The sequence below is a fragment of the Verrucomicrobiota bacterium genome (assembly GCA_034440155.1).
Taxonomy (GTDB): Bacteria; Verrucomicrobiota; Verrucomicrobiia; order JAWXBN01; family JAWXBN01; genus JAWXBN01.
On sequence record JAWXBN010000079.1, the window covers coordinates 1 to 22,155 of the forward strand.

The window sequence follows — 22,155 nt, forward strand, 5'->3', positions numbered from 1 at the left end:
ATGATAGACTTTAAAAAGGTTTTTTTCTATTTAAAATCCGGTGGAGTGGAGCCTTCTAGGCTATCCTCCACCGGCGATTATGATCGATAATTAAGCTTTTGAATCATGGGATACATCAGCACCGGCAATCGATGAGCGCATATTTGTATCAGCTTGGACATTCTTGAGTTTATAATAATCCATGATCCCGAGATTGCCACTCCGGAATGATTCAGCAATGGCCATAGGGACTTGGGATTCGGCTTCGACGACTTTGGCGCGCATTTCCTGGACGCGGGCTAGCATTTCTTGTTCGACAGCGACCGCAGCAGCACGCCGGACTTCCGCATTGGCTTGGGCGACACGTTTATCGGCCTCGGCTTGTTCGGCCTGGAGTTTGGCACCGATATTTTCTCCCACATCCACATCGGCGATGTCGATGGAGAGGATTTCAAAGGCGGTTCCGCTATCGAGACCTTTTTCGAGCACGGTTTTGGAGATGCGGTCGGGGTTTTCGAGGACTTCCTTATAGGTTTGAGAAGAGCCAATGGTCGTGACTATCCCTTCACCGACACGGGCGATAATGGTTTCTTCGGTGGCACCACCGACGAAACGCTCAAGATTGGTACGGACAGTCACACGGGCTTTGGCTTTGATCATGATCCCGTCTTTGGCGACGGCGTCGATTGTGCTTTTTCCTGTCGCCGGATTCGGACAGTCGATCACGCGGGGATTAACACTGGTTTTAACCGCATCAACGACATTTTTCCCTGTTCCTTTTGTCGCGAGGTCAATCGCACAAGCTTGGTCGAATTCCAGGTGGATTCCGGCTTTTTGTGCGGCGATCAGAGATTGGACAACCATCGTGACATTTCCACCGGAGAGATAGTGGACGGAGAGTTGGTTGGGTTCAAGGGGGATACCGGATTGGACAGCGGTGATCCGGTTATCGACGATCAGGCTTTGAGGGATCCGACGCAGCCACAAGGCGATCAGTTCACTAAAGGAGACTGGGGCTCCGGAGGTTTTTGCGCGGATCCAAAGGCCGAAAAAGCTGCCGATGAATACGATTCCGATGAGCAGGACGACAATGACGATGACACCTGCAAGAATAATGAGCCATGATGGCATATTGATTTACCTTTTGTTCGGGTTGGTTGGGTTTTTTTTAAGTGTTTTTTCCAGATACAGTGGATTCACGGACAATGATCACTGTCCCTGATATAGAAATAATTTCAACAGATGTTTTTGCGGGGATCATTATCCCCTCAGTGATGACATCGAGGCGTTGGCCATCGACATCAATCGTTCCTGCCGGGCGGAGAGTAGTCAGCGAAATACCCATTTTGCCCACCAGGGATTGGTCGAGGGTGTAGGGACTTCTGGCTTTGTCGGCTGGGCCGAGAATGACATCCTTGCCGATGGGCGTCCGGTCAAAGTATTTCAGCCACAATCCCAGGATAGTCCCGCCGAAGACAATAATGGTAAGGAGATGAAGCCCAGCCACAGTTGGCCCATAATAATAAAAGGAGGCAATAACTCCCAACAGAAGGAGGATGACACCGACTATGCCTGCGATCATCCCCGGAAGGAGCACCTCAGCGCATAATAGGATAATGCCCCCTAATGTCAGAAATACGACCAATGATAAACCTGAATCCATAAACGATAAAATAGCGTAATCACGTCTCTAAGCAAGTGGTTCTTTTTAGGACAACTCTCGAACAATTGTTTTAAAGTTTGATCTTTTGATGATAACCACGGGAGAACCGGCCTTAATCATTTCGCCATCGGTCATGACATCGAGCAATTTGCCGTTGAATCTGGCCTTACCCGTAGGGTGCAGGCTGGTTTCTGCGATACCTGTTTGTCTGATTTCGCCCGAAGGTGCTTCCTCATTGGTGATGCCGGGAGGTAAAGGGGAGTCTGGTGCCGCCAAGACAAGGCGGTGGTAGATATTGGTTTTTGGCAGGTAGCGGGAAAGAAGATAAATTCCTAAAATCGCACCTATTGTAGCCAAGAAAAGATCTTTCAGTGGTTTCTGGATGGATTCCAAAGTAGGAATATCGATGATATCAGCTTGGTCTACCTGCTCGATACCGGGGACTGGTTTGTCTGGTCGTTGGGGTTGTTTCTCAGCTCCGCCATAAATGATGGCGATGATGATGAGGGTGAGCCCCAGAAAGCCGGGGAAGATATGGCCGGGCCAGATGAAAAGCTCCACGGAGATCAGGATAATCCCCAGGCCGAAGAGAATAAAGGGTTCGTATCCAGAGAGGCCCGCGATAAAGAGCCCTATGAAATAGATCAGAAAACAGGTGATCCCGACCACACCGAAAATGCCGAATCCCGGGGTCTTAAACTCAATGTAGATACCGAGAATCCCACCCAGTAGGAGCAGGGGTGAAATCATATTTATCCAGAAAGCAATTTGTTCGGCACCGGTGGGTTTCATCTTGAGCACTTTTGCATTGGGGAAAAGGCCTTTGATTAAATCATCGAGGTTATCATAGAGGCCGGAAGCGAGTAGGGGTTTTTTGTCTTTTCCGATGGGATCCATCGCCTCATCGGAGGTGAGTGTGAGCAATTTGCCTTTGGCATTAATGGTTTTGCCGTCGATAATCAACTCTGTATCCTTGTCGATGAAGGCCTCCACGAGCTGGACATTGTATCCGTTTTCTCTCGCGGCAGCACGGGCTTTTGCTTTTAGGACGGAAATGATTTTGTCATTAGCGGTGGCAGGGACATCTTCCCCGCCCGCTATAACGGGGGCACTCGCTCCGATGACTGCTTTTGGGGACATGTAGATCTTTTCAGTGGAAATGGCGATGAGTGCTCCGGCTGAGAGGGCGTCTGTCCTGATGTAAGTGAGGGTTTTTCCGGGGAAATCTCCCATTATTCCCATGATCTTCAGGCAGACGTCCAGGCGTCCTCCGGGGGTATTCATGTCGAGGATGATGGCTTGGGCGTTTTTGGCTTCAGCCTCTTTCATCGTGCGCCGGACAAAATAAAGGAGCGGGGCATTTATCTCACCATCGATAGGGATCACATAGACGGGTGCATCGGGAGCAAAATCTTTTTTGGCTTTTGCGTAAAGACCTGTGGGGGGCAAGAGAAAGGCGGATAAGGATAATAAGGTCAATAAAATGCTTTTGAACATAACTTTTGGTTGTTGATGTCCATAAGATGAATGGAGAATGCCCGTTAAGCAATGTTTTTTGAGAAAATCGGAGATTGAAAATTTAAGGGGAATTGTTAGGGTAGGAAATCCTATGAACCAAGATATTACCTCTGTATTGAAGGAATCCCGTGTATTCAAACCCCGCAAGGAATTCTCCGCCCAAGCACATTTGAAGAGCATGGCCCAATATAAAAGGATGTATGCCGAGTCGATCAAAGACCCGGATAAATTTTTTGGAAAATTAGCTAAGGAATTATCATGGTTCAAACCATGGAAAAAGGTGAGTGAATGGAAAGCCCCGTTTGCGAAGTGGTTTATCGGGGGTAAGACGAATATGAGTTTTAATTGTCTGGACCGGCATATTTTGACTGGAAAGAAAAATAAAGTCGCCATTATTTGGGAGGGGGAGCCCGGTGAGTTGAGGCATATTACATACGGGGAACTCTTGCGTGAGACTAACCGTTGCGCCAATACCCTCGCCAAGATGGGGGTGAAAAAAGGTGACCGTGTGATGATTTATATGCCGATGGTGCCTGAGGCTGTCGTCGCGATGTTGGCTTGTACGCGGATTGGTGCTCCCCACACGGTTGTTTTTGGTGGATTCAGCTCGGAGGCGGTTAAAGATAGGATCCATGATTGTCAGGCGACATGTGTCATCACAGCCGATGGCGGATACCGTCGGGGGGCTGTTGTGGAGCTGAAGAAAAATGTCGACGTCGCCGTGGATCAATCCCCCATGGTTAAAAATGTCCTTGTATTGAAACGGACGGGTTCCCCCGTGGAAATGAAAGAAGGCCGGGATCATTGGTGGCATGAGACTGTGGCGAAGGCTGGGGACGAGTTTAAAGCCGCGCAGCTGGATAGTGAACACCCGCTTTTCATCCTCTATACGAGTGGTTCTACCGGGAAACCCAAAGGAATCCTGCACACGACAGGGGGATACATGCTCGGGGCCTATCTCACGACCAAATATGTTTTTGATATCCATGATGACGATATTTTCTGGTGCACGGCTGATATCGGATGGATTACCGGACACTCTTACACGACTTATGGAGCACTCCTGAACGGGGCAACGTCCCTAATTTATGAAGGGGCTCCGAACCAACCCCAGCCGGATCGTTTCTGGCAGATCATCGATAAACATGCGGTAACGATCCTCTATACCGCCCCGACAGCCATCCGCGCCTTTATGAAATGGGGTGATGAATGGGTGAAACCCTATTCCCTCAAGAGCCTGCGTTTACTCGGGACAGTGGGTGAACCCATTAATCCGGAAGCTTGGATATGGTATCATGAGAAGATCGGTAAAAAACGTTGTCCCATCGTGGATACATGGTGGCAGACGGAAACCGGCGCGATCATGGTCACTCCTTTGCCTGGCGTGACTCCGACAAAACCGGGGACAGCGACCCTACCGTTTTTTGGTGCAGATGTGGCTGTGGTTAATGAGCAAGGCAAGGAAGTGCCGAGGGATTGCGGGGGCAAACTCGTGATCCGTAAACCTTGGCCGTGGATGTTACGTGGTTTGTACGGGGATAATGAGAGGTTTAAAGAGGTTTATTGGTCTGAGGTGAAAGGAATGTATTTTACCGGGGATGGGGCGCGCAAGGATAAGGACGGTTATCTCTGGATCATGGGGCGTATTGATGACGTGGTCAATGTCGCCGGCCACCGCTTGGGCACTATGGAAGTCGAGAGCGCTTTAGTCGGACACCACTCGGTCGCCGAGGCGGCTGTCGTAGCGCGCCCTGATGATATTAAAGGCCAGGCCTTGGTTGCTTTTGTCACGGTGAAAACTGGGGAGATCGCATCAAAGGAACTCAAGGAAGCTCTCCGCAACCACGTGGCCAAGGAGATCGGTGCCATTGCCAAACCTGATGATATCCGGTTTACGGACAGTCTGCCAAAGACGCGCTCCGGTAAAATCATGCGCCGTTTGCTCCGGGATGTCGCCTCCGGCCAAGCCATCAAGGGTGACACGACCACTCTAGAAGACCTCTCTGTCCTTGCCAAACTCCGTAATGACGAGGATTGATGAAGGATTAAATTTTTCGATTCCAAGCGTCGAGTAATGGAGTGGGTTACCAGAAAAGTTTTTTTTATCCCCGATCTTGACTAGGGACTAAATTGCCTGTTAAAAAGATAAAACTGTTTTTTCGGATGGCGGCCGTAGCTCAATGGTAGAGCCCCAGTTTGTGGTACTGGCTGTTGCGGGTTCGAGTCCCGTCGGTCGCCCCATTTTTTTCTTTTTTTTTTAATGGGGAATGACTATCGTCTGGCCGTATGAAATTAAATATCCGCCCGTTCCACCGTATTCTATCCCTGATTCTGGTTATTCCACTGATCGTCACTTTGGCCAGCGGTATCATTTACCGGATAGGCAAAGCCTGGTTCGGGATGTCCAAACAAACGGGTGATTTTTTTATGCATATCCACACAGGTGAGTGGATGGGGGATTCAGTGGGTGTTTATTATGTGCTTGTTGTCGGAGTCGGTCTGATTTTTTTGATCCTGAGCGGGACCAAGCTCCTGTTTAAAAGCAAGGGAGGAAATGGAATTCGCCGTTCGCACCGGATTATAGGGGCGATCTTGATTTTGCCCCTGCTGGCTTCAGCCGTTACTGGTGTGGGTTACATGGTGGGTGAACAATGGTTTGATATGCCCAAACACATGCAAGACCTGATGATGACCATCCATGAGGGGGCTTGGCTTGGTAAAACCTATAAACCTTTCTACGTCCTTTTTATCGGACTAGGCCTCCTGTTTATGGCATTGAGCGGTCTCAAACTCTCCCGTGTGTGGAAGTGATTTGATGATGTGCAAATTGATCTCCCTGTACGAAAGTTAGGTCTTTGCCAACGGCCAAAGGGAGGTGGGTAAAGTCAGGGCCTTATTGACAAGGCTCACCATCGGCTGAGTCAACTGTGGAAAATGGCGCGCGCGCCAAGATAATGTATTCCAGATAATCGGTGTCTCTCCCCGATGAAAGCTAATCGGGACTCGTGATCCCAATGTGAGGCGCAAAGAGAAAAGAAGTTGCCGCAAATTGCGGCAGGGCAGTCACGGGTCCACCACATCTAGCCCTCCTTGAGATAATAGTTAAACACTCTTTCCTGATTGTCTTATGATCAGTTCGTAGAGAATAACACCTCCAGTCCACTCAAGAATGTGCCCGAGTAACGCTTACAATTACGATGCCGACTCAACTTGTTTCATCTTCCTTGCGACGAGATAAGGCTGGATATTTTGTCTTTGATTCTCAGGATATGCGGTCAGGGGTATGACGATAGCTTGGCCAGGGGTGCCGGGGGAGATTTCGGTGAGGGGTTGACGGGTTTTTGCATCGCAAATCGTGTCCAAAAGGATATTAACCGTTTTCATCTCACCAGGAAGAAGGAATTCCAAACGAGTCCCTTTGGTCAGTTTACAACGAACCTCAAAATGGATTTCTCCGTCGCTGATTTTAGTGACGATCCCGGCGTTGTGTCCGATTCCGGCACTCTCACTCGTGTCGTATTGTTGGGCTTCGGCACCGGGGATCGCATCGAAGAAAGCCTCTGTGTAAGGGCGATGATGGACGAGGGCTAGTTCCTTGAGATAAAGGGATGCGTCCCATGAGTCCGGGCTTTCGAACCAATCATCAATGGCCATCCGGTAAACACGGGCGGTTTGTGCGACATAATAATCGCTTTTATTTCGCCCCTCGATTTTAAGGGAGTTGATTTTTGTCGGAAGGATTTCCGGCAGGCGAGGAAGCAGGCAGAGATCCTTCGAGTTCATTATATAACTGCCGCGGCCATCCTCTTCGACTGTGAAAAATTCTCCAGGACGTTTCTCTTCCTCAAGCTTGAGTTTATATTTCCAGCGACAGGAATTTGTGCATTTCCCTTGGTTGGCACTGCGTCCGGTGAGATAGGCTGAGATCAGGCAGCGTCCAGAATAACTCATACACATCGAGCCATGGATGAATATTTCCAGGCCTATTCCCGGGCAATTTGCGCGGATTTCTTTAATCTCATTAAAGGTGGTTTCTCGTGAGAGAACACAGAGCGTGGCTCCCCTCTTTTCCCATGATTTTACCGTGAGCCATGATCCGACATTGGCTTGGGTGGAGATGTGTAATGGAATATCGGAGTGTTTTTCGTGGAGGTAATCAAAAATGCCGGGATCCGAGACAATGATCCCGTCCGGTGAGACTTTGGGGAGCATTTCCGAAATCAAGGGCAGTTTGGCAATGTCTTCATTCCGACTAAAAAGATTCACGGCAATATAAAGTTTTTTACCTTTTTCATGAATGAGACGGCTGCCTTCGATTAACTCCTCCAGACTTAGGCCTACGGTTGAACGCAGGGAAAACGACGGCAATCCGACATAAACAGCATCCGCGCCGTACAAAAGGGCGATTTTCAAGCGGGTCAAAGTGCCCGCTGGTAAAAGGAGTTCAGGCTTCTTCATCCGTCCATCTTATCCGGGGATTGCCTTACTTTCGAGGAGAGAGCTCAGATAACCCCGTTGATCCATACCATTTTGGTGAGATTCATGTGAGTAGATAAAAAAAGTTCCTCCCGGATTAAATCCAGCAAATATCTTTAGGGGGGAGAGGAATACAGCCTCATTAAATAATGGGGTGGCTTTTATCCAAATCTTCGAGATTTACCCCGGATGTTTCGATGCGATAGACCCAAGTCACCAAAGCCCCGAGGAGGGAAGCCCCGATGAGGAGATAGAGGAGGCCTTTGGTGCCTAAATAAGTGAGCAGCAGGGGAAAGAAAAAGGCGGTAAGAACCGCGCCGATTTTTGCAAAGGAAGCGGCAAATCCGGCTCCTTTACCACGGAGCCGCGTCGGGAAGACTTCCCCCGCGAGCAGGTAAGTCATGGAGTTTGGCCCGATATTGGTCATGAAGCTGAAAATAATAAAACCTGAGAAGATGAGGAAAATCTCCAGTGTCCCATGCTGGCCAATCGACAAGGAAGCGATGAAAAGGCCCACTGCGCAACCGATAAAACCGAATATCTGGAGTTTGATCCGTCCGATTTTATCAGCAAAAATAATGGCAAAAAACATGCCGATGACCAAAAAGATATCAATGAATGCAGCGCCTTTTGCGGCAAGCATATCATTACTAATGACATCAATGAGGTTCTGAGGATGATCGACTGAGCGACCAATAATCGTCACTAATATTGTCGGGGTAAAAATCCCGATCCCGTATGTGCTTAAATCCTGGAGGAACCATGGGACAGACGAAAAGATTGTCGCTTTGAGATGTTTTTTCTTGAAGAGGGATTGAAAGCTCTTTTCAGGTTTTTCACCCGCACCCGCTTTTGCCGGGGCGTCACCGGATAATCGAATCTGTTTGGGATATTGGGGGGATCTCTTTAGCAGCCGGTGCATTTCTTTTTCTGCGTCCTTGATGCGTCCGACCGAAACCAGCCAATGGCAACTATCCGTAATAAAAAAACGGCCAATGACAACAAGGATTCCCGGGATAATGGCTGTCGCATACATCCAGCGCCAGGCGGTGACTTCCTGGAAATTCCTAAGGATGATAAACCCGATAATAGTCCCTACCAGTGCGCCGATAGCCTGAAAGCTAAAGGCTCCCAGAACCATTCGGCCCCGGTCGCGGGAGGGGATACTTTCGGATATCATCATGTGAGCTGTCGGGTAATCACAGCCGAGGGCGGTACCGATCCCGAAAAGGAAAATAACCAGCAATATGTAGCTGGGTGTGAGTGTGATCAGGATTAAAAAAACACAAAAGATAATCATCTCAACGATAAACATGATTTTACGGCCAAAATGGTCGGCCAATCCGCCGAGTAGTGTCGCACCGATGAGGATCCCCAGCAGGGGGGCTGCGGCGACAGCCCCTTTTTGGGTTGAGTTCAGGTTATACTCAAGCACGATCAAGGGTAGAGCCACCCCGGTCATAAAAACCACTAGTCCCTCGAAAAACTTACCCGCAGTGGCCAGTATCCATATTCGCCATTGCATGACCGTCATCGGTGAAAAGGGGACGATTGTACGGTCAGCCCAAAACGGGGTTTCATCAATGTAATCCTGGACAGACCTCGGTCCCGATGAGGGTTCTGGATCGGATGATTGATTATCGGACATTCACAGACTTGTTACGTTAAGCCGAGGTACAGGTCAACCCTTGGATTGCGACAAAAACGTGGCATCCTTAGGGCCGGGAGGCTTTTTGTCTCTGGGCATGAAGGAAAAGATGGCGAGCAGGATAATGATCGTGACGGGTTGGTAGGATTCACGGAAAATGGCCCATGTCAGCAGTGAAATGATGGGGACTCCGACGACCATTATGTGCACCATGATGAGTCGGCTGGAAAAGGGTTTGAAAACGATTTTCCACGGGTTTTCGGTAAAGACATATTTCACGTCACTGGCGATGGTGCCGATGACCATCGGCCAGAAAAGATGCAGAAGGTAGGTCATCGGTGTGAAAAAGTCAGAGTTGATAAATCCATTCCGCCCGAAATATTTCAAAGGCTCCATCTCTGCGAATACAGAAAGGAATGTCCCGTAGAAACCAAAAACCCATGTGTATAAATAAAACGCGGCATAACAAACCCCTAAACATGTCAGAATGAGCAGCCCTTGGATTTGGAGAGGATTGAGCTTCTGGAAAAGGGGCATTTTGGACAGTGCGGCCTGTTCTTTCAGTCGAGGGGAGAGGATGATCCTGATACAGCCTGCTAGGACAAGGAACCAACAGTAGAAAACCCCGGAGAGCCAGAAGCTCCAACAGAATTCCGGCATGCTCCACTTTTCGTACAATGCAAAGCAGGCACTGATACAAAAACCGATCAGGCCGGACAGGTTTAATCGTTTAAAAATATTTGAGTCACCCATTTTCAAAAGAGCCTACAACAGTCCAAATATCAAATCCACCCGTTTTTTATGGAGAATTCCCAAAAGCAGGACGGATTTGTAATTCTGCTTTTGACTGGGCAAGCCTTGGTTTCTGGAGTGCCTGGGTTACTTTTATTTGGCTTATTTATTCCAAGGCATTTTTGCCAGAAGCAGGGCCATCCCGCACCAGTCGGTGACCCCGGCAAAGATCAAGCCGCAGCCGACAAATCCGCTGAGTAAGAAAAACCAAGGGCACACAAACCAGCCAAGGAGCACTCCTACGAGAATCAATGATCCTGCGCTGATCCGGACTTGGCGTTCGAGTGAAATAACCCCTTTGCCCCGTATTGTAGGGAGTCCGGCTGTCACCCAGGCATTTGTGCCACCTTCAATAACAAAACAATTTTCCACACCCGAGGCCACCAGTTTTTGCGCTGCGGACGTAGCCCTTTTACCCGACTGGCAAAGGAGATAAACAGGTTGATCCGGGGTGAATCCGGTTTTTTCATAAATGGATTTGGCATTGATATCTTCGAGGGGGAGTAGACGGGCAAATTGCGCATGGACAGCACGGTATTCCGCTGGGGTGCGAACATCGATAAATTGTAGGGAATCAAGATGACGACCCTCAAGGGATGCGGCGGGAATTGTATTAATATCAGATTGGCTCATGCATGATTCATTACCCCTTATTTGGGTGACTCGCCAGTGTTTTTCCGAATGTTCCACCCGATTAAAGGATAAAATAACAATTGTTCATCATTATTCTCTGGGAAAAGGCACGAAATGAAGGAATGGGATAAGCCTGAATGTTGTAAGCTGGCTTGACTTTGGAGATGGGGTAGTACCAACATACCCTGAAATCTGACCAAAGGAATCTTATGTCAAATCCCCGGATGCAAATCGCAACAGTCGATGAAGATACCATCGAGAAAATCAAGGACTTAGAAAAGGATATGGGGCTGTGTATCTTGGCCCTCGAACCAAAGTACCCGCTCGCTCCTCTGAGCCCGGAGCAGATGGGACGTATCCAGAAGCTCGAGCAGGAACTGGATATTGTGCTGCTTGCTTATAAGCCATAGGAGCAGTTCGTTCGTTTACTTTCCGTAGTGCAAATTGCGGGTATATCGAAGACCACGTGGTGGTTAAAAGGGGGCCAAGGATGAATATTAACCGGCATCTTAATCCAGGGAGGGTTGAATGGAGGCAAAAACTAAAACGCGCGGGATATTGACTGCGATTGCGGCTCTGGGCGTTGTTTTTGGTGATATCGGTACGAGCCCCCTTTATACATTCCAGGCAGCCTTGGGAACGATTAAAAATCCCACTCCTGCTGATGTCGTGGGGATCGTCTCACTGATTGTCTGGGCACTTTTCGTGATAGTGACATTAAAATATGTATTTCTGGTGATGCGGGCGGATTACCGTGGGGAGGGTGGCGTATTTGCCTTACTGGCCTTACTCGACCAGAAATTAAAAAGACTTCCGGAAAAAGGGTTACCCATCTATGCATTGGTTTTGTTATTCGGGGCGGCTTTATTACTGGGAGATGGGACGATTACCCCGGCCATTTCGGTCTTAAGTGCCCTTGAGGGACTAGTGACGATCCATCCCGATTTTTCCCATTATGTTGTTCCTTCGACCGTCCTTATCCTTGTATTACTCTTTAGTGTTCAACGCATAGGGACCGGTAAGCTGGGAGCTGTTTTTGGGTGGGTGATGATATTATGGTTTTTCACCCTAGCGCTCACGGGGCTCCTGTGGGTGATTCGTGAACCGGCTGTTTTAGCTGCATTAAATCCCTTGAATGCCATCCGAGTGGTTTATATTTTGGGACCGGGTTCATTAGTTTTATTAGGAACGGTGGTTCTCGCTGTGACGGGTGTGGAGGCCCTTTATGCGGACATGGGGCATTTTGGACGAAAAGCAATCGCGAGGGCATGGCATTGGATTGCCCTCCCGGCTTTGGTGCTGAATTACATGGGGCAGGGGGCCCTTTCGATGAAGAGCGTGGGCTGTTCACCCGATAACCCGTTTTTCGAATTGGTTCCAAAGGGATCACTGACGATTGCCTTGGTCATTCTTTCCACCGCTGCCACTGTTATAGCTTCCCAAGCCCTGATTTCCGGCGTCTTTTCGCTTACCGCTCAAGCGCAGGAATTGCGGTTCCTCCCGAAATTCATGATTCTCCATACCAGTGACAAGGAAAGGGGACAAGTTTATGTACCAGCGGTGAATTTTATTCTGGGGGCGACATGTATTTTATTGGTGATGACATTTCGGAGTAGCGATAATCTGGCGGCTGCTTATGGGCTCGCTGTGACTGGGACGATGGTGGTGACGACTTTGATTTTCGGTCGGGTGACGAGGGTTTGTTGGGGTTGGCCCTTGTGGAAAACATTACTGATCACAGGTGCTTTACTTATTTTCGAGCTGCCTTTCCTGATTTCATGTCTGACAAAAATCCCGGAAGGCGGTTATTTTCCGCTTGTGGTTGCGGGCGTGATTATGATTGTCATGCTTACTTGGTACCGGGGTCGGGCAATCATTTTCCGGATGATGGCTACGAGCCGGAATCAACCCGAGGAATTGGCAACAGTTCTGGACGATCCACAGACTTTGAAGCCCCGGGGGCAATTAACACTGATTTCGTCCAGCCCAAAACCCCTTTATGGGACTGCACGGGCCTTTGAATACCTTCACCGTGGAGGGGCATTACGTGAGCAAGTTGTCTTGATGAGTCTGGTCGGGGCGATGGAACCCGTCGTCGATGTCAAAAATACCGTTGAGGTAAAATGTTATTCCCCCCGCCTCTGGCATGTGATCGCGAGTTACGGTTACATGCAGGAACCCCATGCGCTTGAGATCCTCGAGCAAGCCAGTTTATTGAGCGAGGGCAAAATCAGTGCACCGGGTATCGACTCGTATTTCCTTTTGCCCCGCGAGATTATTGTGGAATATACTGGCTCAAAAATGCCACGCTGGCAACGTTCACTCTTCGGTTTTTTCTCCCGAATAGTCAGTCATGGCCCGGATTATTATTACATCCCCCAAGGCCACATTATGGAATTCACCTGGACCATGCGCGCTTAGGCGGGGAGCAGAGTCTCTACGCTTCGACGAGATCGGATTTACCTTCTTTTTGTGCTTTATTTTGAAGGGCTGCCTTAAAGAAATTCTGGCCGAGTTCCCAGACAGGGCCGGGGAATTTACGGCATTCTGTCAGGGTATCGTCGAGACCTTGGACAAAACGATCCACTTCCTTCTCGGTGATGATGAGGGGAGGCAGGATTTTCATGACGTCGGAATTATGGGCTGCCACCTGTGACAGAATACGGCTCCCATTAAGCATGGTCGTGACGACCATTTGGGCAAAAAGGCCTTTATCAAGTTTATGGATGAGTTTCCATGCGGTTTTAAGCATGAAAGTGGTGGGTTCCTTGAACTCCACGGCGATCATGAGCCCTTTGCCGCGGACTTCACCGATTAACTCGTGTTTAGATTTTAATGCATTGAGTTTCTCGACGATCAAGTCGCCCATCTTTGCGCAATTTTCGATAAGGTTTTCGTCATCCATCACGCGCAGTGAGGCTAGGCCACAAGCCATGGCGAGGTTATTGCGCCCAAATGTCGTCGAGTGAACGATACAACGGTCGAGGCTTGAAAAGGTTTTCTGGTAAATCTCGCGGCGGGTCAGGATGGCGGCGCAGGGGACGTAACCGCCACTCAAGCTTTTGGCCATCGTAATGATGTCCGGTTCAAGGTTCCAGTGTTCAAACCCGTAATATTTACCCGTGCGTCCCATGCCTGTTTGCACTTCATCTGAGATAAAGAGCGTTCCGTATTTCCGGCAGAGAGCGAGGGCTTTCGGGAAAAAGTCGCCTGTGGGGAATTTTACGGTTTTTCCTTGGACGGGCTCAGCAATAAAAGCGGCGACATCACCTTTTTTGAGTTCATACTCGAGGGCGGCGAGATCGTCAAAAGGCACGGAGTCAAATCCGGGAATAAAAGGGCCGAAACCTTCCTTAAAATATTTATTATGGGTCAGGGACAAGGCACCGTAGGAGAGGCCGTGGTAGGCTCCTTCCATGGATAATATCCTCGGGCGTGCCGTGGCGCAGCGGGCGAATTTCGCAGCGCCCTCGACGGCTTCCGTGCCGGAATTTGCAAAAAAGACAGCATCAATATGTTTGGGAGCGCGGCGGATTAATTCCTCAGCCAAAAGCCCACTGAGCAGGGCGCAATCCATCTGGACCATATTCGGCAAATCCATGTCCAGCACGTCCTTGATGGTTTTTTGGAGGACAGGGTGGTTCCTCCCGATATTAAAAGTGCTGTAGCCACTCAAAAAATCGAGGTAATCATTCCCGTCCATGTCGTAGAGGTAGGCGCCTTTGGCTTTGGCATAAACTTTATCAAAACCGATCGTGCGGTGCACCTTGACCAGAGTCCGGTTCACGTATTTATAGTGGAGATCATAATTCTCACCGAGACGGGATGTAACAATTTCTTTGATATCAAAACTCATAACTTTTGATACATTCGCATAAGTCCTGTAAAAAACAAGTATGGCTGTTTTGATAAATTTTATCAAACAGGTCTATAGGAACAAGAATATGCCTGAAGAGCCCACACACTTTGACCGACTCACTGAGAAAGTGAGAATGATTAACCTTAAGTGGTTGACCAAAGGTGATTTAGCTGATGATGCGAAAAAGTATATTGATCGGCTCGAGAAGGAGGATTTTGAGCTCATGACTCATGTGTGTCATGTCGCCTTAGCCTGCGCCCGCGAAGCTTCTACCCGGCACATGGATCCAAAGCCCTTTTTCTACGGGGGACTTTTTTCTCATACCACCCCCAAAGAAAGGGAAGAGTTACTGAGGAATAACAAAGTGACCAGTGCCTTGGTGGAGGCCATTGAAAAGCCGGACTCCCTCGCCCAAAACCTCTCATTTATGCACATTGACCAGCTGGCCCAGTTCCAGCAAATTGCTTCCATCATCCGTGATAAGGCCAAGGGGAAATAGCCGCCTTTTAAACCGGGCGGCTATGAGTGACTGCTATCGCCTTCGTCTTATTCGTGGGACGCGGGAGGATTACCTTTGAGGCGGTAAACCGCTCCGGTTTTCGTCAACCCAAGAGAGAGCCATTGCTCAGCGATAGACTGGATATCGACCATGAGTTTTTCACACCGTTGTGCGGCTTCCGTGTGGAGATCGTTTTCGCGTTGGAATTTGCATTGGAAGGCGAACTCCCCGACGAGTTGTTTCTGGTCACCACGGGTCCGCCAGACAGCGACATTCGATTTTGCCGTGATACCCTTACCGAAATCAAGCATGCCGATGTCCAGGAGCACTTCTTCGACAGCCGTGTGATTGACGAATTCAACATGTTCATCCGGGGATGTTTTCAAGGATTGTAAAGCAGGAAGGATGTGGATGAGGGTAGCCATCGCCGTGCGGTCCTCCTCATGGATCGCGCTGGAAGCGAATTGTGCATTATGCGAATAAAGCATCCGTACCCCACCGATTTTATCTTTGAGGGGTAATGCCTCTGCCTTGAATTTTATGAGGTAATCCCCGGCGATTTTCGGGCGGACATCGACCTCGGCGGCTGTGTGCAGGTCGGGGTGACGGAATTTAAATACATACTCAGGATCACCGACGGCGAACCCGTCCACGTAATCGGTGCGTTTCCGGAGGATGAATGCGTTATTATAAAGGCGGAAGTCGGCGGTATCCATAAAAAGAACCTCCCGGATCTGGGGACGGAGGTCTTTGAACCCTTTCCGGGAAAAATCCACCCCGGTCTTTTCAGCGGCGATTTTGACGAGTTTGGCAAATTCATTAAAACTTTCCACAGAGGTAAAACGGTTACCGTTGAGGATGATTTTGCACTCTAAGTATTTCACTTCGTCCAGGGGATGTCCGTCCGAGTAAGTGCCTTTGTTTTCCGGTTGGGTGCTTTTTGTATTATCTTCCATAGGGAGTGATTTCTTTTGGGTTAATTATAAAGGTTTTTTGCTAATTGAAAAGTGCTCTGATTATTTCCTTAAATCAAGAAATTTTATTTGGAAGAAAACCGCTTAAAAAAATACCCTCGAACCACTCACCTGGACTCGATCGGAATCCTCTAGGTCGACTAAAAATATGATTCTTTTTATCTTGGGGGTTTCCAGCACTGTTCTCGACGAAAAAACTTTTTTTTCGATTTACGTATTTAAGGACGATTGGGGGGATCGATTAGAATTTAACGGCGACCACGACATCAGCGACGTTAGTGCCGGTTTGTCCGGTGGTGATGAGTTGTCCGATGGCCTTGAAAAAAATATGGCTGTTATGTTCACGGAGGAGTTTTTGAGCTGATAGTCCCTTTGATTTGCCGTGGGCAACGGTTTCAGGGGTACAAAAGGCTCCCGCAGCATTTGACATACCATCAATCCCGTCGGTGCCGAAGGAAACCAGAGCAATTTGCGGATGGCCCCCGGATTTGGAGAGTGCGATAGCCGCCGCGAGGACGAGTTCTTGGTTGCGCCCGCCTTTACCCGTTTTGCCTTTGAGGGTGACGGTGGATTCCCCGCCATAGATCAGGCAGGTTTTGGGAGGGGCGGCGGCGATATCTTGCGCTATTTGTGCGCCCGCCTTTTTGGCTTCACCCCTTAGTTCAGTGGTAACGATCCGAGTTTTGAATCCTGATTTCCGGGCATAAATGGCAGCGGCACGGCAGGCTTGGGCATTATTGGCGATGAGAAAATTCCGTGCGCGTGGATGATGAGTCGGGCCGGAGGCGATGATCGGAATCGGATCCCCCATGACATCAGAAATAATCAGTGAAACAACTTGCGCGGGCTGGGCCATTTGCGCCAAGCCTCCACCTTTGATCCGGTCGAGGGCTTTGCGGATACCATTGACTGTCATGATGTCGGCTCCGCTGGCTAAAAGTATTTTATTCACGTCCCGGTAAGAGGCCAGGCTGATGCCGGGCTTCGGGAGGATGGCCAAGGCCGATGCCCCGCCGGAGATACAACAAAGCACAAGGGTTTCCCTAGAGCAATTTGCTGCCGTGTCAGCAATGGCCCGGCCTGCACGAAGGCTATTCCGGTCGGGGAGGGGATGCCCGGATTCGATGACGGTCATTCTTTGGTCAAACTTTACGGAAATCGTTTTTCCAGAGACCACGGCGGGCTTTTTAAAATACCCTTTTTTTGTGACAATGACCCCTTTTGAGAGTTTATCCCCGATCATCGGGATCAGGGTCGCGGCCATGGGCACCGCTGCTTTTCCGACGGCGATCAACCGGATTTCGTCAAATCGCGCCAAGTCGAAAATTTCCCGATCTACGCGCAATTTGCTCCCGCGCCGTCTCACATGGGATAGGATCGCCTCAACGGGACAAACCGCCCGGAGCGCGGACTCCACCAGCTCCTCAAAGACAGGACGTGGGTTCATTTGACGGGAGTTCCTTGCGGATTGACGGGGGTGTAATGTCTGTGGGGATGTCACGTTTTTTGGTCTCATGCCGATTTTTTTTTCCTGGCGGTGCTCGTCAGTGTGTTATCCCTTTAGTTTCCAAGTCGGGAGGCATGACTAATGGGATGATTTCACGTTTATGACGGCGGTAGATATTAAAATCACTATCCACGGTGATCACGGGCAGCTCAGGATGGAGTTCACTCATCCGGATGAGACAGAGGTCAGCGAGGTCGGGCTGACGATCCGCATAACGCTGGGCCAGCGCGGTAAGATTCGGACGGTGACTTTCCGTATCGAAAGCCAGCCGGATGAGGCCAGTGTCCAGCATGCGCAGTATCAGCCCACTGTCGCTGAGATGAAAGGCTGTCTCCGCTAATACCGCTTCACAGGTCAAGAGCGGTTCATGGATCGTTTCGGCGATCGCATAAGCCCACGGGAAATAACGATCCCGCCGGTTGGCGAAAGCCACGAGGAATCCTGTGTCGGCGATCCCTTTCATGACGCGGTTGTTGACTTTGAGAAGCCGCGTTTCTGACTAAGCCCGGGATCACCCTCCATTCCACCCGCAAGATCGAGGAAGGGCTGGCGGCGAGTCTCTGTGCGACTGCGTTCGAGCTGTTCCCTCACGATCCGGCCTTTGGGCAGACCTGTAATCCGGGATTGCTCTTCGAGCCAATGATCCAGATATTCCGGTAAACGAATGGTGATTGTGTTACCCATACGCATGAATGTAAGACATACATACTGTTTCTGCAAGACAGCAATCCTATCTTTTGACTGCGAGGGTGAGGCCATCGGCAATGGGAATCATGGACAGGTCGATGCGGGAATCGTGGTGGAGGGATTTGGCGAGCAGGCGCAGTTCGACCGTATCGATTTCCTGATTTTGGGGATCAGCGACACGACCGCTCCAGAGGACATTGTCGAAAATAATCAGGCCACCGGGGCGGAGGAGGGTCAGGGATTTTTCGTAGTAATATTTATAATTATGTTTGTCCGCGTCGATGAAGGCGAGGTCAAAGGTCCCGGCTTGGCCTTCGCTAATCCAGAGGTCGAGTGTATCAATGGCCGGGGCTAGGGTGAGTGAAATCCGGGATTCTAACCCCGCTTCTTTCCAGAACCGGCGAGCGACCTGAGTCCATTCATCGCTGACATCGAGACAGTGGAGCTGCCCATCGGGGGGCATGGCCTGAGCGATACAAATGGCACTATAACCGGTGAATGTACCGATTTCGAGGGCTTTGCGCGCACCGGAAAGTCTGACCAGTAGAGACATGAATTGACCTTGTTCCGGCGCAATTTGCATGACAGCCATGGGCAGGCTGGCCGTTTCCTCACGCAATTTGCGCAAGAGGGGAGATTCCCGTAAACTATTGTCCAGGATGTAGTTATAGATAGAGTCGTCGAGGGAGATGAATTTTGATGAGCAGCCCATAATATTCATCCGTAACAAATCCCGGGGAAAAGAGGAAGGATGATACTGGAAAATTCCGCTTGAATTCCTCCGAAGGAGGACTAACAGTTTAGGCCTATGCTTAAAATCGGTGATAAACTTCCCACATTTTCGGGTCAGGCCTATATGCCTGACGGTAACTTCAAAGAAATCCACAGTTCGGACTTCCACGGTCGTTGGCTCGTGGTTTTCTTTTGGCCTCTCGACTTCACTTTCGTGTGTCCTACAGAGATTAAAGGGTTTAATAACCTTTTCGAGGATTTCAAGAAGGCGGGTGTCGATATTCTCGGTGTCTCCACGGACAGTGAATACTCCCACAAAGCCTGGGTCGAAGCTGATGCTAAAAACGGTGGACTCGGAGCCGTTAAATTCCCGCTTTATGCCGACACCACTCGCCACGTGACTGAATCTTTCGGTTGCCTCTTTGCTGAGAAAGGAATCGCTTACCGCGGCACCTTTATTTTTGACCAGGATAGTATCCTCCAGAGCTACACGGTAAATACCCTCCATGCAGGACGCAGTGTCAAAGAAACCCTTCGCACACTCCAAGCCCTCCAAGCCGGTGGTTTAGCGCCCTGTGAATGGGAGCCCGGTAAAGACCTGATCAAGGTGTGATCGAGATATTTACGTGAATTAAAAAAAAAATCACTTTCAAAAAGCCTTTGTCCTCCGGGACGAGGGCTTTTTGCTTTTTAATGGCGGTGGTGTGATGGGAGAGGACTCCAGCACAGGCCGTGAAGGAAAGAATTAAACTCTTCTGAGCGGATTTTTCTCTAAGAAAACCTTTGCCATCAGGGCGGGTGGGGTTTTGAGTGATAGTTTCATGGCGAAAAATGAAAATGCAGCGGTTTATCTGGTGACAGGTTCTGATGAACTCAAGGTTCGGGAGGAATCGAAGGCATTAGCTGACCAACTCGCCAAAGGGGCGGGGGAATTTGGCCTTGAGGTCGTCGATGCCCAGGCGGAAAATGCCGAGCATGTGGGGAGAATCTGCGCAAATTGTTATGAGGCCCTCCAAACGATGCCATTCCTCGGCGGGGACAAGGTCGTCTGGTTCAAGAATGCGAATTTCCTGGATGACTCGATGCTGGCGAAAACTAATGCTGCTACAGAGGGACTGGCGCAAATTGTCGATCTCCTGAAGGCGGGATTACCCGCGGGGGTGAAGCTCGTAGTGAGCGCCGCAAATTGTGATAAACGTAAGGGTTTTTACAAGACGGTCGAAAAGTCCGGGGAGGTCAGGCTTTTTGAAGCGGTGGACACCAGCAAACGCGATTGGGAAGGGCAGGTCGAGGACGATATCCGCGGGCGTTTGGCTAAGGAAGGTATCCGGATCGAGCCGGAGGCCGCTTATCTACTGGCGGAGTGTGTGGGTGGAGATTCTCTCGTGCTCGGAAAAGAAATCGAGAAACTCTGCCTCTATGCTGGCGAAGAAAAAATAATCCGCGAAGAGGATATCCGCCTGATCGTGAGCCCCAGCCGCGAGCAAATCGCGTGGGAGCTCGGCGACTCCCTGATCGAACGTGAGGCCGGCAAGTGTATCAGTATCTTGGAACGGCTTCTTTTCCAGGGTAATGAACCGATTGCCCTGCTCGCGACATTGATTAATAAAGTCAGACAGACACTTTTAGCCAAAGAACTCCTCGAGGTGGCCGGGATCCGGATCAGCGGGAACTTCGCCGATTTCAAGACGCGACTTGCGCGGGCCGCCCAACAACTGGCCGATCAAATGCCCGGGGACGCGAAATATAACCCTCTGTCGATGAATCCCTTTGTCCTCTTCAAAGTAGCGCAAGCCTCATCGAGATTTACTAAAAATGAACTCATCCGGGCCATGGACACACTGGCGAAAACTTATTTAGCCCTGATTTACAGTTCCGCAGATGCGCAAATTGCGCTGGAGAGCGCGATTATCCGGATCGCCGGACAGAAAAAAGCCGCTGCGCCTACGAGCCGGAGATAACGGTTTCCCCGGTAGGAGCCTCTGAACCGCCGAGGGGTTCATCGGTGACGAAGAATTCTTCCGGTTTACTCTGTGTTCCTTCGAGTTTGATCGCGGTTGACCCGCTGCCCTCGAGGTTAGGATTCATAAAACCGAGACTGACATCATCACCATTGACGGTGGCCCAGACTTGCCAGACTTGACCATCCTTGAGTTTGGGCAAATTGCGCGCGTAGATGACGCCCGAGCTGGACTTGTCATCCCAGATACAACGGGCGAAAGCGGAGGCTTGTGAACTTGTCGCGGCGAGGAAAATCACACGTCCGAGGTTGCCCTCGATAAATTCGATACGGGCATCCTTGCTTTTGAGCTCATCCTTGAGTGCGGCGATTTCGGTTTCGAGTTTATCGATATTTTGTTGGGATTGCTGGAGGCGTCCCTGGAAATTCTTTTCGGTATCCATGGCACTGGATGTCAGGGTTTTTGCGGCTTGGAGCTGTTCCTCGAACCCGCGGACTTTGGTCTGGCTTTCGAGTTGATCGGTCCGGAGTCTTTTCATTTCGGAGAGTTGGCCGTTGTATTTCGAGTAGATCCAATAAAAACCCACGGCAAAAATAACCGTAAAACCCCAAGCGACAAATGATTTGACCGCCCACCAATTCACCGGTTGTGGGCCTGTAGCGGTTTTTTTGGGGTGTTTGGCGGCTTCTTTATTCTTTAATATATCATCGAGTTTTTGGTTCTCGTGTTTAAATACCGGGGAGGCCGGAGCGTCATCCTTTTTAGGGGGAGTCGCCGTGACGGATTTATTGCTGGCTGCATCGACGGGTTTTGCCGGTTTGTCTTCAGGCCCTTTTTTCTCATCCTTGGCGGGAATAACCACTGGTGCTTTTTTATCGTCCTTGGCCGTATCCACTTTGGTCGGAATCGCCGATGTGAAGGTTTGTACAGGAGGAAGGGAGGTCGCAGGCAGTTTGATACCGCCACTGGTCGGTGAAATAACAGGGGGAAGGCCGAAAGATACTTTGGTAGCGTCCTTAGGCGGGAGGGCAGATGTATTACCACCGGGTGCAGGAGCTGTGGCGATTTTCGGCGGGACATTAGCGGTCAGCAGGGGAGTCGCCGCTCCTGCCTTTGTGTCCAAGGGTTTCGCCATCGTATCAGCTGATGGGAGAGACACCTTCACCGAGGGGGCCGCCGGTGTGAGTGAAGGGCCTGATGTCGGTGCGCTTTCAATGGGTTTTGAAA

The 22,155-nt window shown here is 49.9% G+C and carries 21 protein-coding genes and 1 tRNA gene; 8 read left to right on the forward strand and 14 right to left on the reverse strand.

The features are described from left to right. Positions 1-90: 90 nt before the first annotated feature. The 3 genes from floA to SGI98_08110 are packed head-to-tail and all read right to left on the reverse strand — an operon-like array spanning position 91 to position 3,139. The gene (floA, locus tag SGI98_08100) at positions 91-1,110 is read right to left on the reverse strand and encodes a flotillin-like protein FloA (protein ID MDZ4743363.1); all 1,020 of its coding nucleotides are present in this window, start codon (positions 1,108-1,110) and stop codon (positions 91-93) included. Between the two features lie 37 nt (positions 1,111-1,147). Continuing rightward, positions 1,148-1,642 carry an NfeD family protein gene (locus SGI98_08105; protein ID MDZ4743364.1) on the reverse strand — a complete coding sequence of 165 codons (495 nt, stop codon included), beginning with the start codon at positions 1,640-1,642 and terminating at the stop codon, positions 1,148-1,150. 45 nt (positions 1,643-1,687) lie between these two features. After that, positions 1,688-3,139 carry an NfeD family protein gene (locus SGI98_08110; protein ID MDZ4743365.1) on the reverse strand — a complete coding sequence of 484 codons (1,452 nt, stop codon included), beginning with the start codon at positions 3,137-3,139 and terminating at the stop codon, positions 1,688-1,690. 112 nt (positions 3,140-3,251) lie between these two features. On the opposite strand from SGI98_08110, the gene acs reads away from it, so the two are divergent. The 3 genes from acs (at position 3,252) to SGI98_08125 (ending at position 5,971) form a co-directional block, all read left to right on the forward strand. Continuing rightward, entirely contained in the window at positions 3,252-5,198 is a 1,947-nt protein-coding gene (gene acs, locus SGI98_08115) for an acetate--CoA ligase (protein MDZ4743366.1), read from the forward strand. A gap of 128 nt (positions 5,199-5,326) precedes the next feature. Then, positions 5,327-5,401: transfer RNA gene (locus tag SGI98_08120), tRNA-His, on the forward strand. A 45-nt stretch (positions 5,402-5,446) separates the two neighbouring features. After that, positions 5,447-5,971: a PepSY domain-containing protein gene (locus SGI98_08125; GenBank protein ID MDZ4743367.1), complete on the forward strand. Its 525-nt coding sequence runs from the start codon at positions 5,447-5,449 to the stop codon at positions 5,969-5,971. Positions 5,972-6,352: 381 nt separating this feature from the next. Here SGI98_08125 and SGI98_08130 read toward each other — a convergent pair whose 3' ends face one another. The 4 genes from SGI98_08130 to SGI98_08145 form a co-directional block, all read right to left on the reverse strand. Then, positions 6,353-7,618, reverse strand: coding sequence for a U32 family peptidase (locus tag SGI98_08130; protein MDZ4743368.1), 1,266 nt, complete (start codon positions 7,616-7,618; stop codon positions 6,353-6,355). 160 nt (positions 7,619-7,778) lie between these two features. Further along, on the reverse strand, positions 7,779-9,284 hold the full coding sequence (locus SGI98_08135) for an MFS transporter (protein MDZ4743369.1): 1,506 nt from the start codon (positions 9,282-9,284) through the stop codon (positions 7,779-7,781). Positions 9,285-9,317: 33 nt separating this feature from the next. Then, the gene (locus tag SGI98_08140; GenBank protein MDZ4743370.1) at positions 9,318-10,037 is read right to left on the reverse strand and encodes a hypothetical protein; all 720 of its coding nucleotides are present in this window, start codon (positions 10,035-10,037) and stop codon (positions 9,318-9,320) included. A gap of 141 nt (positions 10,038-10,178) precedes the next feature. Continuing rightward, positions 10,179-10,709, reverse strand: a complete 531-nt coding sequence (locus SGI98_08145) for a rhodanese-like domain-containing protein (GenBank protein MDZ4743371.1) — start codon at positions 10,707-10,709, stop codon at positions 10,179-10,181. 209 nt (positions 10,710-10,918) lie between these two features. On the opposite strand from SGI98_08145, the gene SGI98_08150 reads away from it, so the two are divergent. Further along, the gene (locus SGI98_08150) at positions 10,919-11,119 is read left to right on the forward strand and encodes a hypothetical protein (protein ID MDZ4743372.1); all 201 of its coding nucleotides are present in this window, start codon (positions 10,919-10,921) and stop codon (positions 11,117-11,119) included. Positions 11,120-11,237: 118 nt separating this feature from the next. After that, positions 11,238-13,130, forward strand: coding sequence for a KUP/HAK/KT family potassium transporter (locus SGI98_08155; protein ID MDZ4743373.1), 1,893 nt, complete (start codon positions 11,238-11,240; stop codon positions 13,128-13,130). Positions 13,131-13,146: 16 nt separating this feature from the next. Here the strand turns inward: SGI98_08155 and SGI98_08160 are convergent, their stop codons facing one another. Next, entirely contained in the window at positions 13,147-14,565 is a 1,419-nt protein-coding gene (locus tag SGI98_08160; protein ID MDZ4743374.1) for an aspartate aminotransferase family protein, read from the reverse strand. Positions 14,566-14,605: 40 nt separating this feature from the next. On the opposite strand from SGI98_08160, the gene SGI98_08165 reads away from it, so the two are divergent. After that, a complete protein-coding gene (locus tag SGI98_08165) occupies positions 14,606-15,067 on the forward strand; it encodes a hypothetical protein (GenBank protein MDZ4743375.1) in 462 nt (153 codons plus the stop codon). Positions 15,068-15,114: 47 nt separating this feature from the next. On the opposite strand, the gene SGI98_08170 is transcribed toward SGI98_08165, so the two are convergent. The 5 genes from SGI98_08170 to SGI98_08190 all read right to left on the reverse strand — a co-directional run bounded on the left by SGI98_08170 (position 15,115) and on the right by SGI98_08190 (position 18,947). Continuing rightward, complete coding sequence (locus SGI98_08170; GenBank protein ID MDZ4743376.1) at positions 15,115-16,023, reverse strand: hypothetical protein; 909 nt, start codon at positions 16,021-16,023, stop codon at positions 15,115-15,117. Between the two features lie 259 nt (positions 16,024-16,282). Beyond that, on the reverse strand, positions 16,283-17,488 hold the full coding sequence (locus SGI98_08175) for a DUF4147 domain-containing protein (GenBank protein MDZ4743377.1): 1,206 nt from the start codon (positions 17,486-17,488) through the stop codon (positions 16,283-16,285). A 97-nt stretch (positions 17,489-17,585) separates the two neighbouring features. Next, positions 17,586-18,011 (reverse strand): PIN domain-containing protein, encoded by a 426-nt coding sequence (locus SGI98_08180; GenBank protein ID MDZ4743378.1) that lies wholly within the window; start codon positions 18,009-18,011, stop codon positions 17,586-17,588. Beyond that, a complete protein-coding gene (locus tag SGI98_08185; protein MDZ4743379.1) occupies positions 18,008-18,232 on the reverse strand; it encodes a hypothetical protein in 225 nt (74 codons plus the stop codon). The genes SGI98_08180 and SGI98_08185 overlap by 4 nt, the downstream gene beginning before the upstream one ends. A gap of 46 nt (positions 18,233-18,278) precedes the next feature. After that, on the reverse strand, positions 18,279-18,947 hold the full coding sequence (locus tag SGI98_08190; GenBank protein ID MDZ4743380.1) for a class I SAM-dependent methyltransferase: 669 nt from the start codon (positions 18,945-18,947) through the stop codon (positions 18,279-18,281). Positions 18,948-19,043: 96 nt separating this feature from the next. Between SGI98_08190 and SGI98_08195 the strand changes: the two genes are divergently transcribed. Both SGI98_08195 and holA read left to right on the forward strand, forming a co-directional pair. Beyond that, positions 19,044-19,580, forward strand: a complete 537-nt coding sequence (locus SGI98_08195; GenBank protein ID MDZ4743381.1) for a peroxiredoxin — start codon at positions 19,044-19,046, stop codon at positions 19,578-19,580. Positions 19,581-19,788: 208 nt separating this feature from the next. Beyond that, the gene (gene holA, locus SGI98_08200; GenBank protein ID MDZ4743382.1) at positions 19,789-20,928 is read left to right on the forward strand and encodes a DNA polymerase III subunit delta; all 1,140 of its coding nucleotides are present in this window, start codon (positions 19,789-19,791) and stop codon (positions 20,926-20,928) included. Here holA and SGI98_08205 read toward each other — a convergent pair. Further along, the coding region (locus SGI98_08205; protein ID MDZ4743383.1) for an anti-sigma factor at positions 20,912-22,155 on the reverse strand (1,244 nt) is incomplete at its 5' end. The genes holA and SGI98_08205 overlap by 17 nt on opposite strands.

Bases quoted from the DNA above. Each gene is read 5' to 3' on its own strand.
- SGI98_08150 (MDZ4743372.1), top strand. From the start codon at position 10,919: ATGTCAAATCCCCGGATGCAAATCGCAACAGTCGATGAAGATACCATC.
- SGI98_08185 (MDZ4743379.1), bottom strand. From the start codon at position 18,232: ATGGGTAACACAATCACCATTCGTTTACCGGAATATCTGGATCATTGG.
- SGI98_08170 (MDZ4743376.1), bottom strand. From the start codon at position 16,023: ATGGAAGATAATACAAAAAGCACCCAACCGGAAAACAAAGGCACTTAC.
- holA (MDZ4743382.1), top strand. From the start codon at position 19,789: ATGGCGAAAAATGAAAATGCAGCGGTTTATCTGGTGACAGGTTCTGAT.
- SGI98_08105 (MDZ4743364.1), bottom strand. From the start codon at position 1,642: ATGGATTCAGGTTTATCATTGGTCGTATTTCTGACATTAGGGGGCATT.
- SGI98_08190 (MDZ4743380.1), bottom strand. From the start codon at position 18,947: ATGGGCTGCTCATCAAAATTCATCTCCCTCGACGACTCTATCTATAAC.
- SGI98_08175 (MDZ4743377.1), bottom strand. From the start codon at position 17,488: ATGAACCCACGTCCTGTCTTTGAGGAGCTGGTGGAGTCCGCGCTCCGG.
- SGI98_08135 (MDZ4743369.1), bottom strand. From the start codon at position 9,284: ATGTCCGATAATCAATCATCCGATCCAGAACCCTCATCGGGACCGAGG.
- SGI98_08145 (MDZ4743371.1), bottom strand. From the start codon at position 10,709: ATGAGCCAATCTGATATTAATACAATTCCCGCCGCATCCCTTGAGGGT.
- SGI98_08155 (MDZ4743373.1), top strand. From the start codon at position 11,238: ATGGAGGCAAAAACTAAAACGCGCGGGATATTGACTGCGATTGCGGCT.
- acs (MDZ4743366.1), top strand. From the start codon at position 3,252: ATGAACCAAGATATTACCTCTGTATTGAAGGAATCCCGTGTATTCAAA.
- SGI98_08125 (MDZ4743367.1), top strand. From the start codon at position 5,447: ATGAAATTAAATATCCGCCCGTTCCACCGTATTCTATCCCTGATTCTG.
- SGI98_08130 (MDZ4743368.1), bottom strand. From the start codon at position 7,618: ATGAAGAAGCCTGAACTCCTTTTACCAGCGGGCACTTTGACCCGCTTG.
- SGI98_08195 (MDZ4743381.1), top strand. From the start codon at position 19,044: ATGCTTAAAATCGGTGATAAACTTCCCACATTTTCGGGTCAGGCCTAT.
- floA (MDZ4743363.1), bottom strand. From the start codon at position 1,110: ATGCCATCATGGCTCATTATTCTTGCAGGTGTCATCGTCATTGTCGTC.
- SGI98_08180 (MDZ4743378.1), bottom strand. From the start codon at position 18,011: ATGAAAGGGATCGCCGACACAGGATTCCTCGTGGCTTTCGCCAACCGG.
- SGI98_08140 (MDZ4743370.1), bottom strand. From the start codon at position 10,037: ATGGGTGACTCAAATATTTTTAAACGATTAAACCTGTCCGGCCTGATC.
- SGI98_08110 (MDZ4743365.1), bottom strand. From the start codon at position 3,139: ATGTTCAAAAGCATTTTATTGACCTTATTATCCTTATCCGCCTTTCTC.
- SGI98_08160 (MDZ4743374.1), bottom strand. From the start codon at position 14,565: ATGAGTTTTGATATCAAAGAAATTGTTACATCCCGTCTCGGTGAGAAT.
- SGI98_08165 (MDZ4743375.1), top strand. From the start codon at position 14,606: ATGGCTGTTTTGATAAATTTTATCAAACAGGTCTATAGGAACAAGAAT.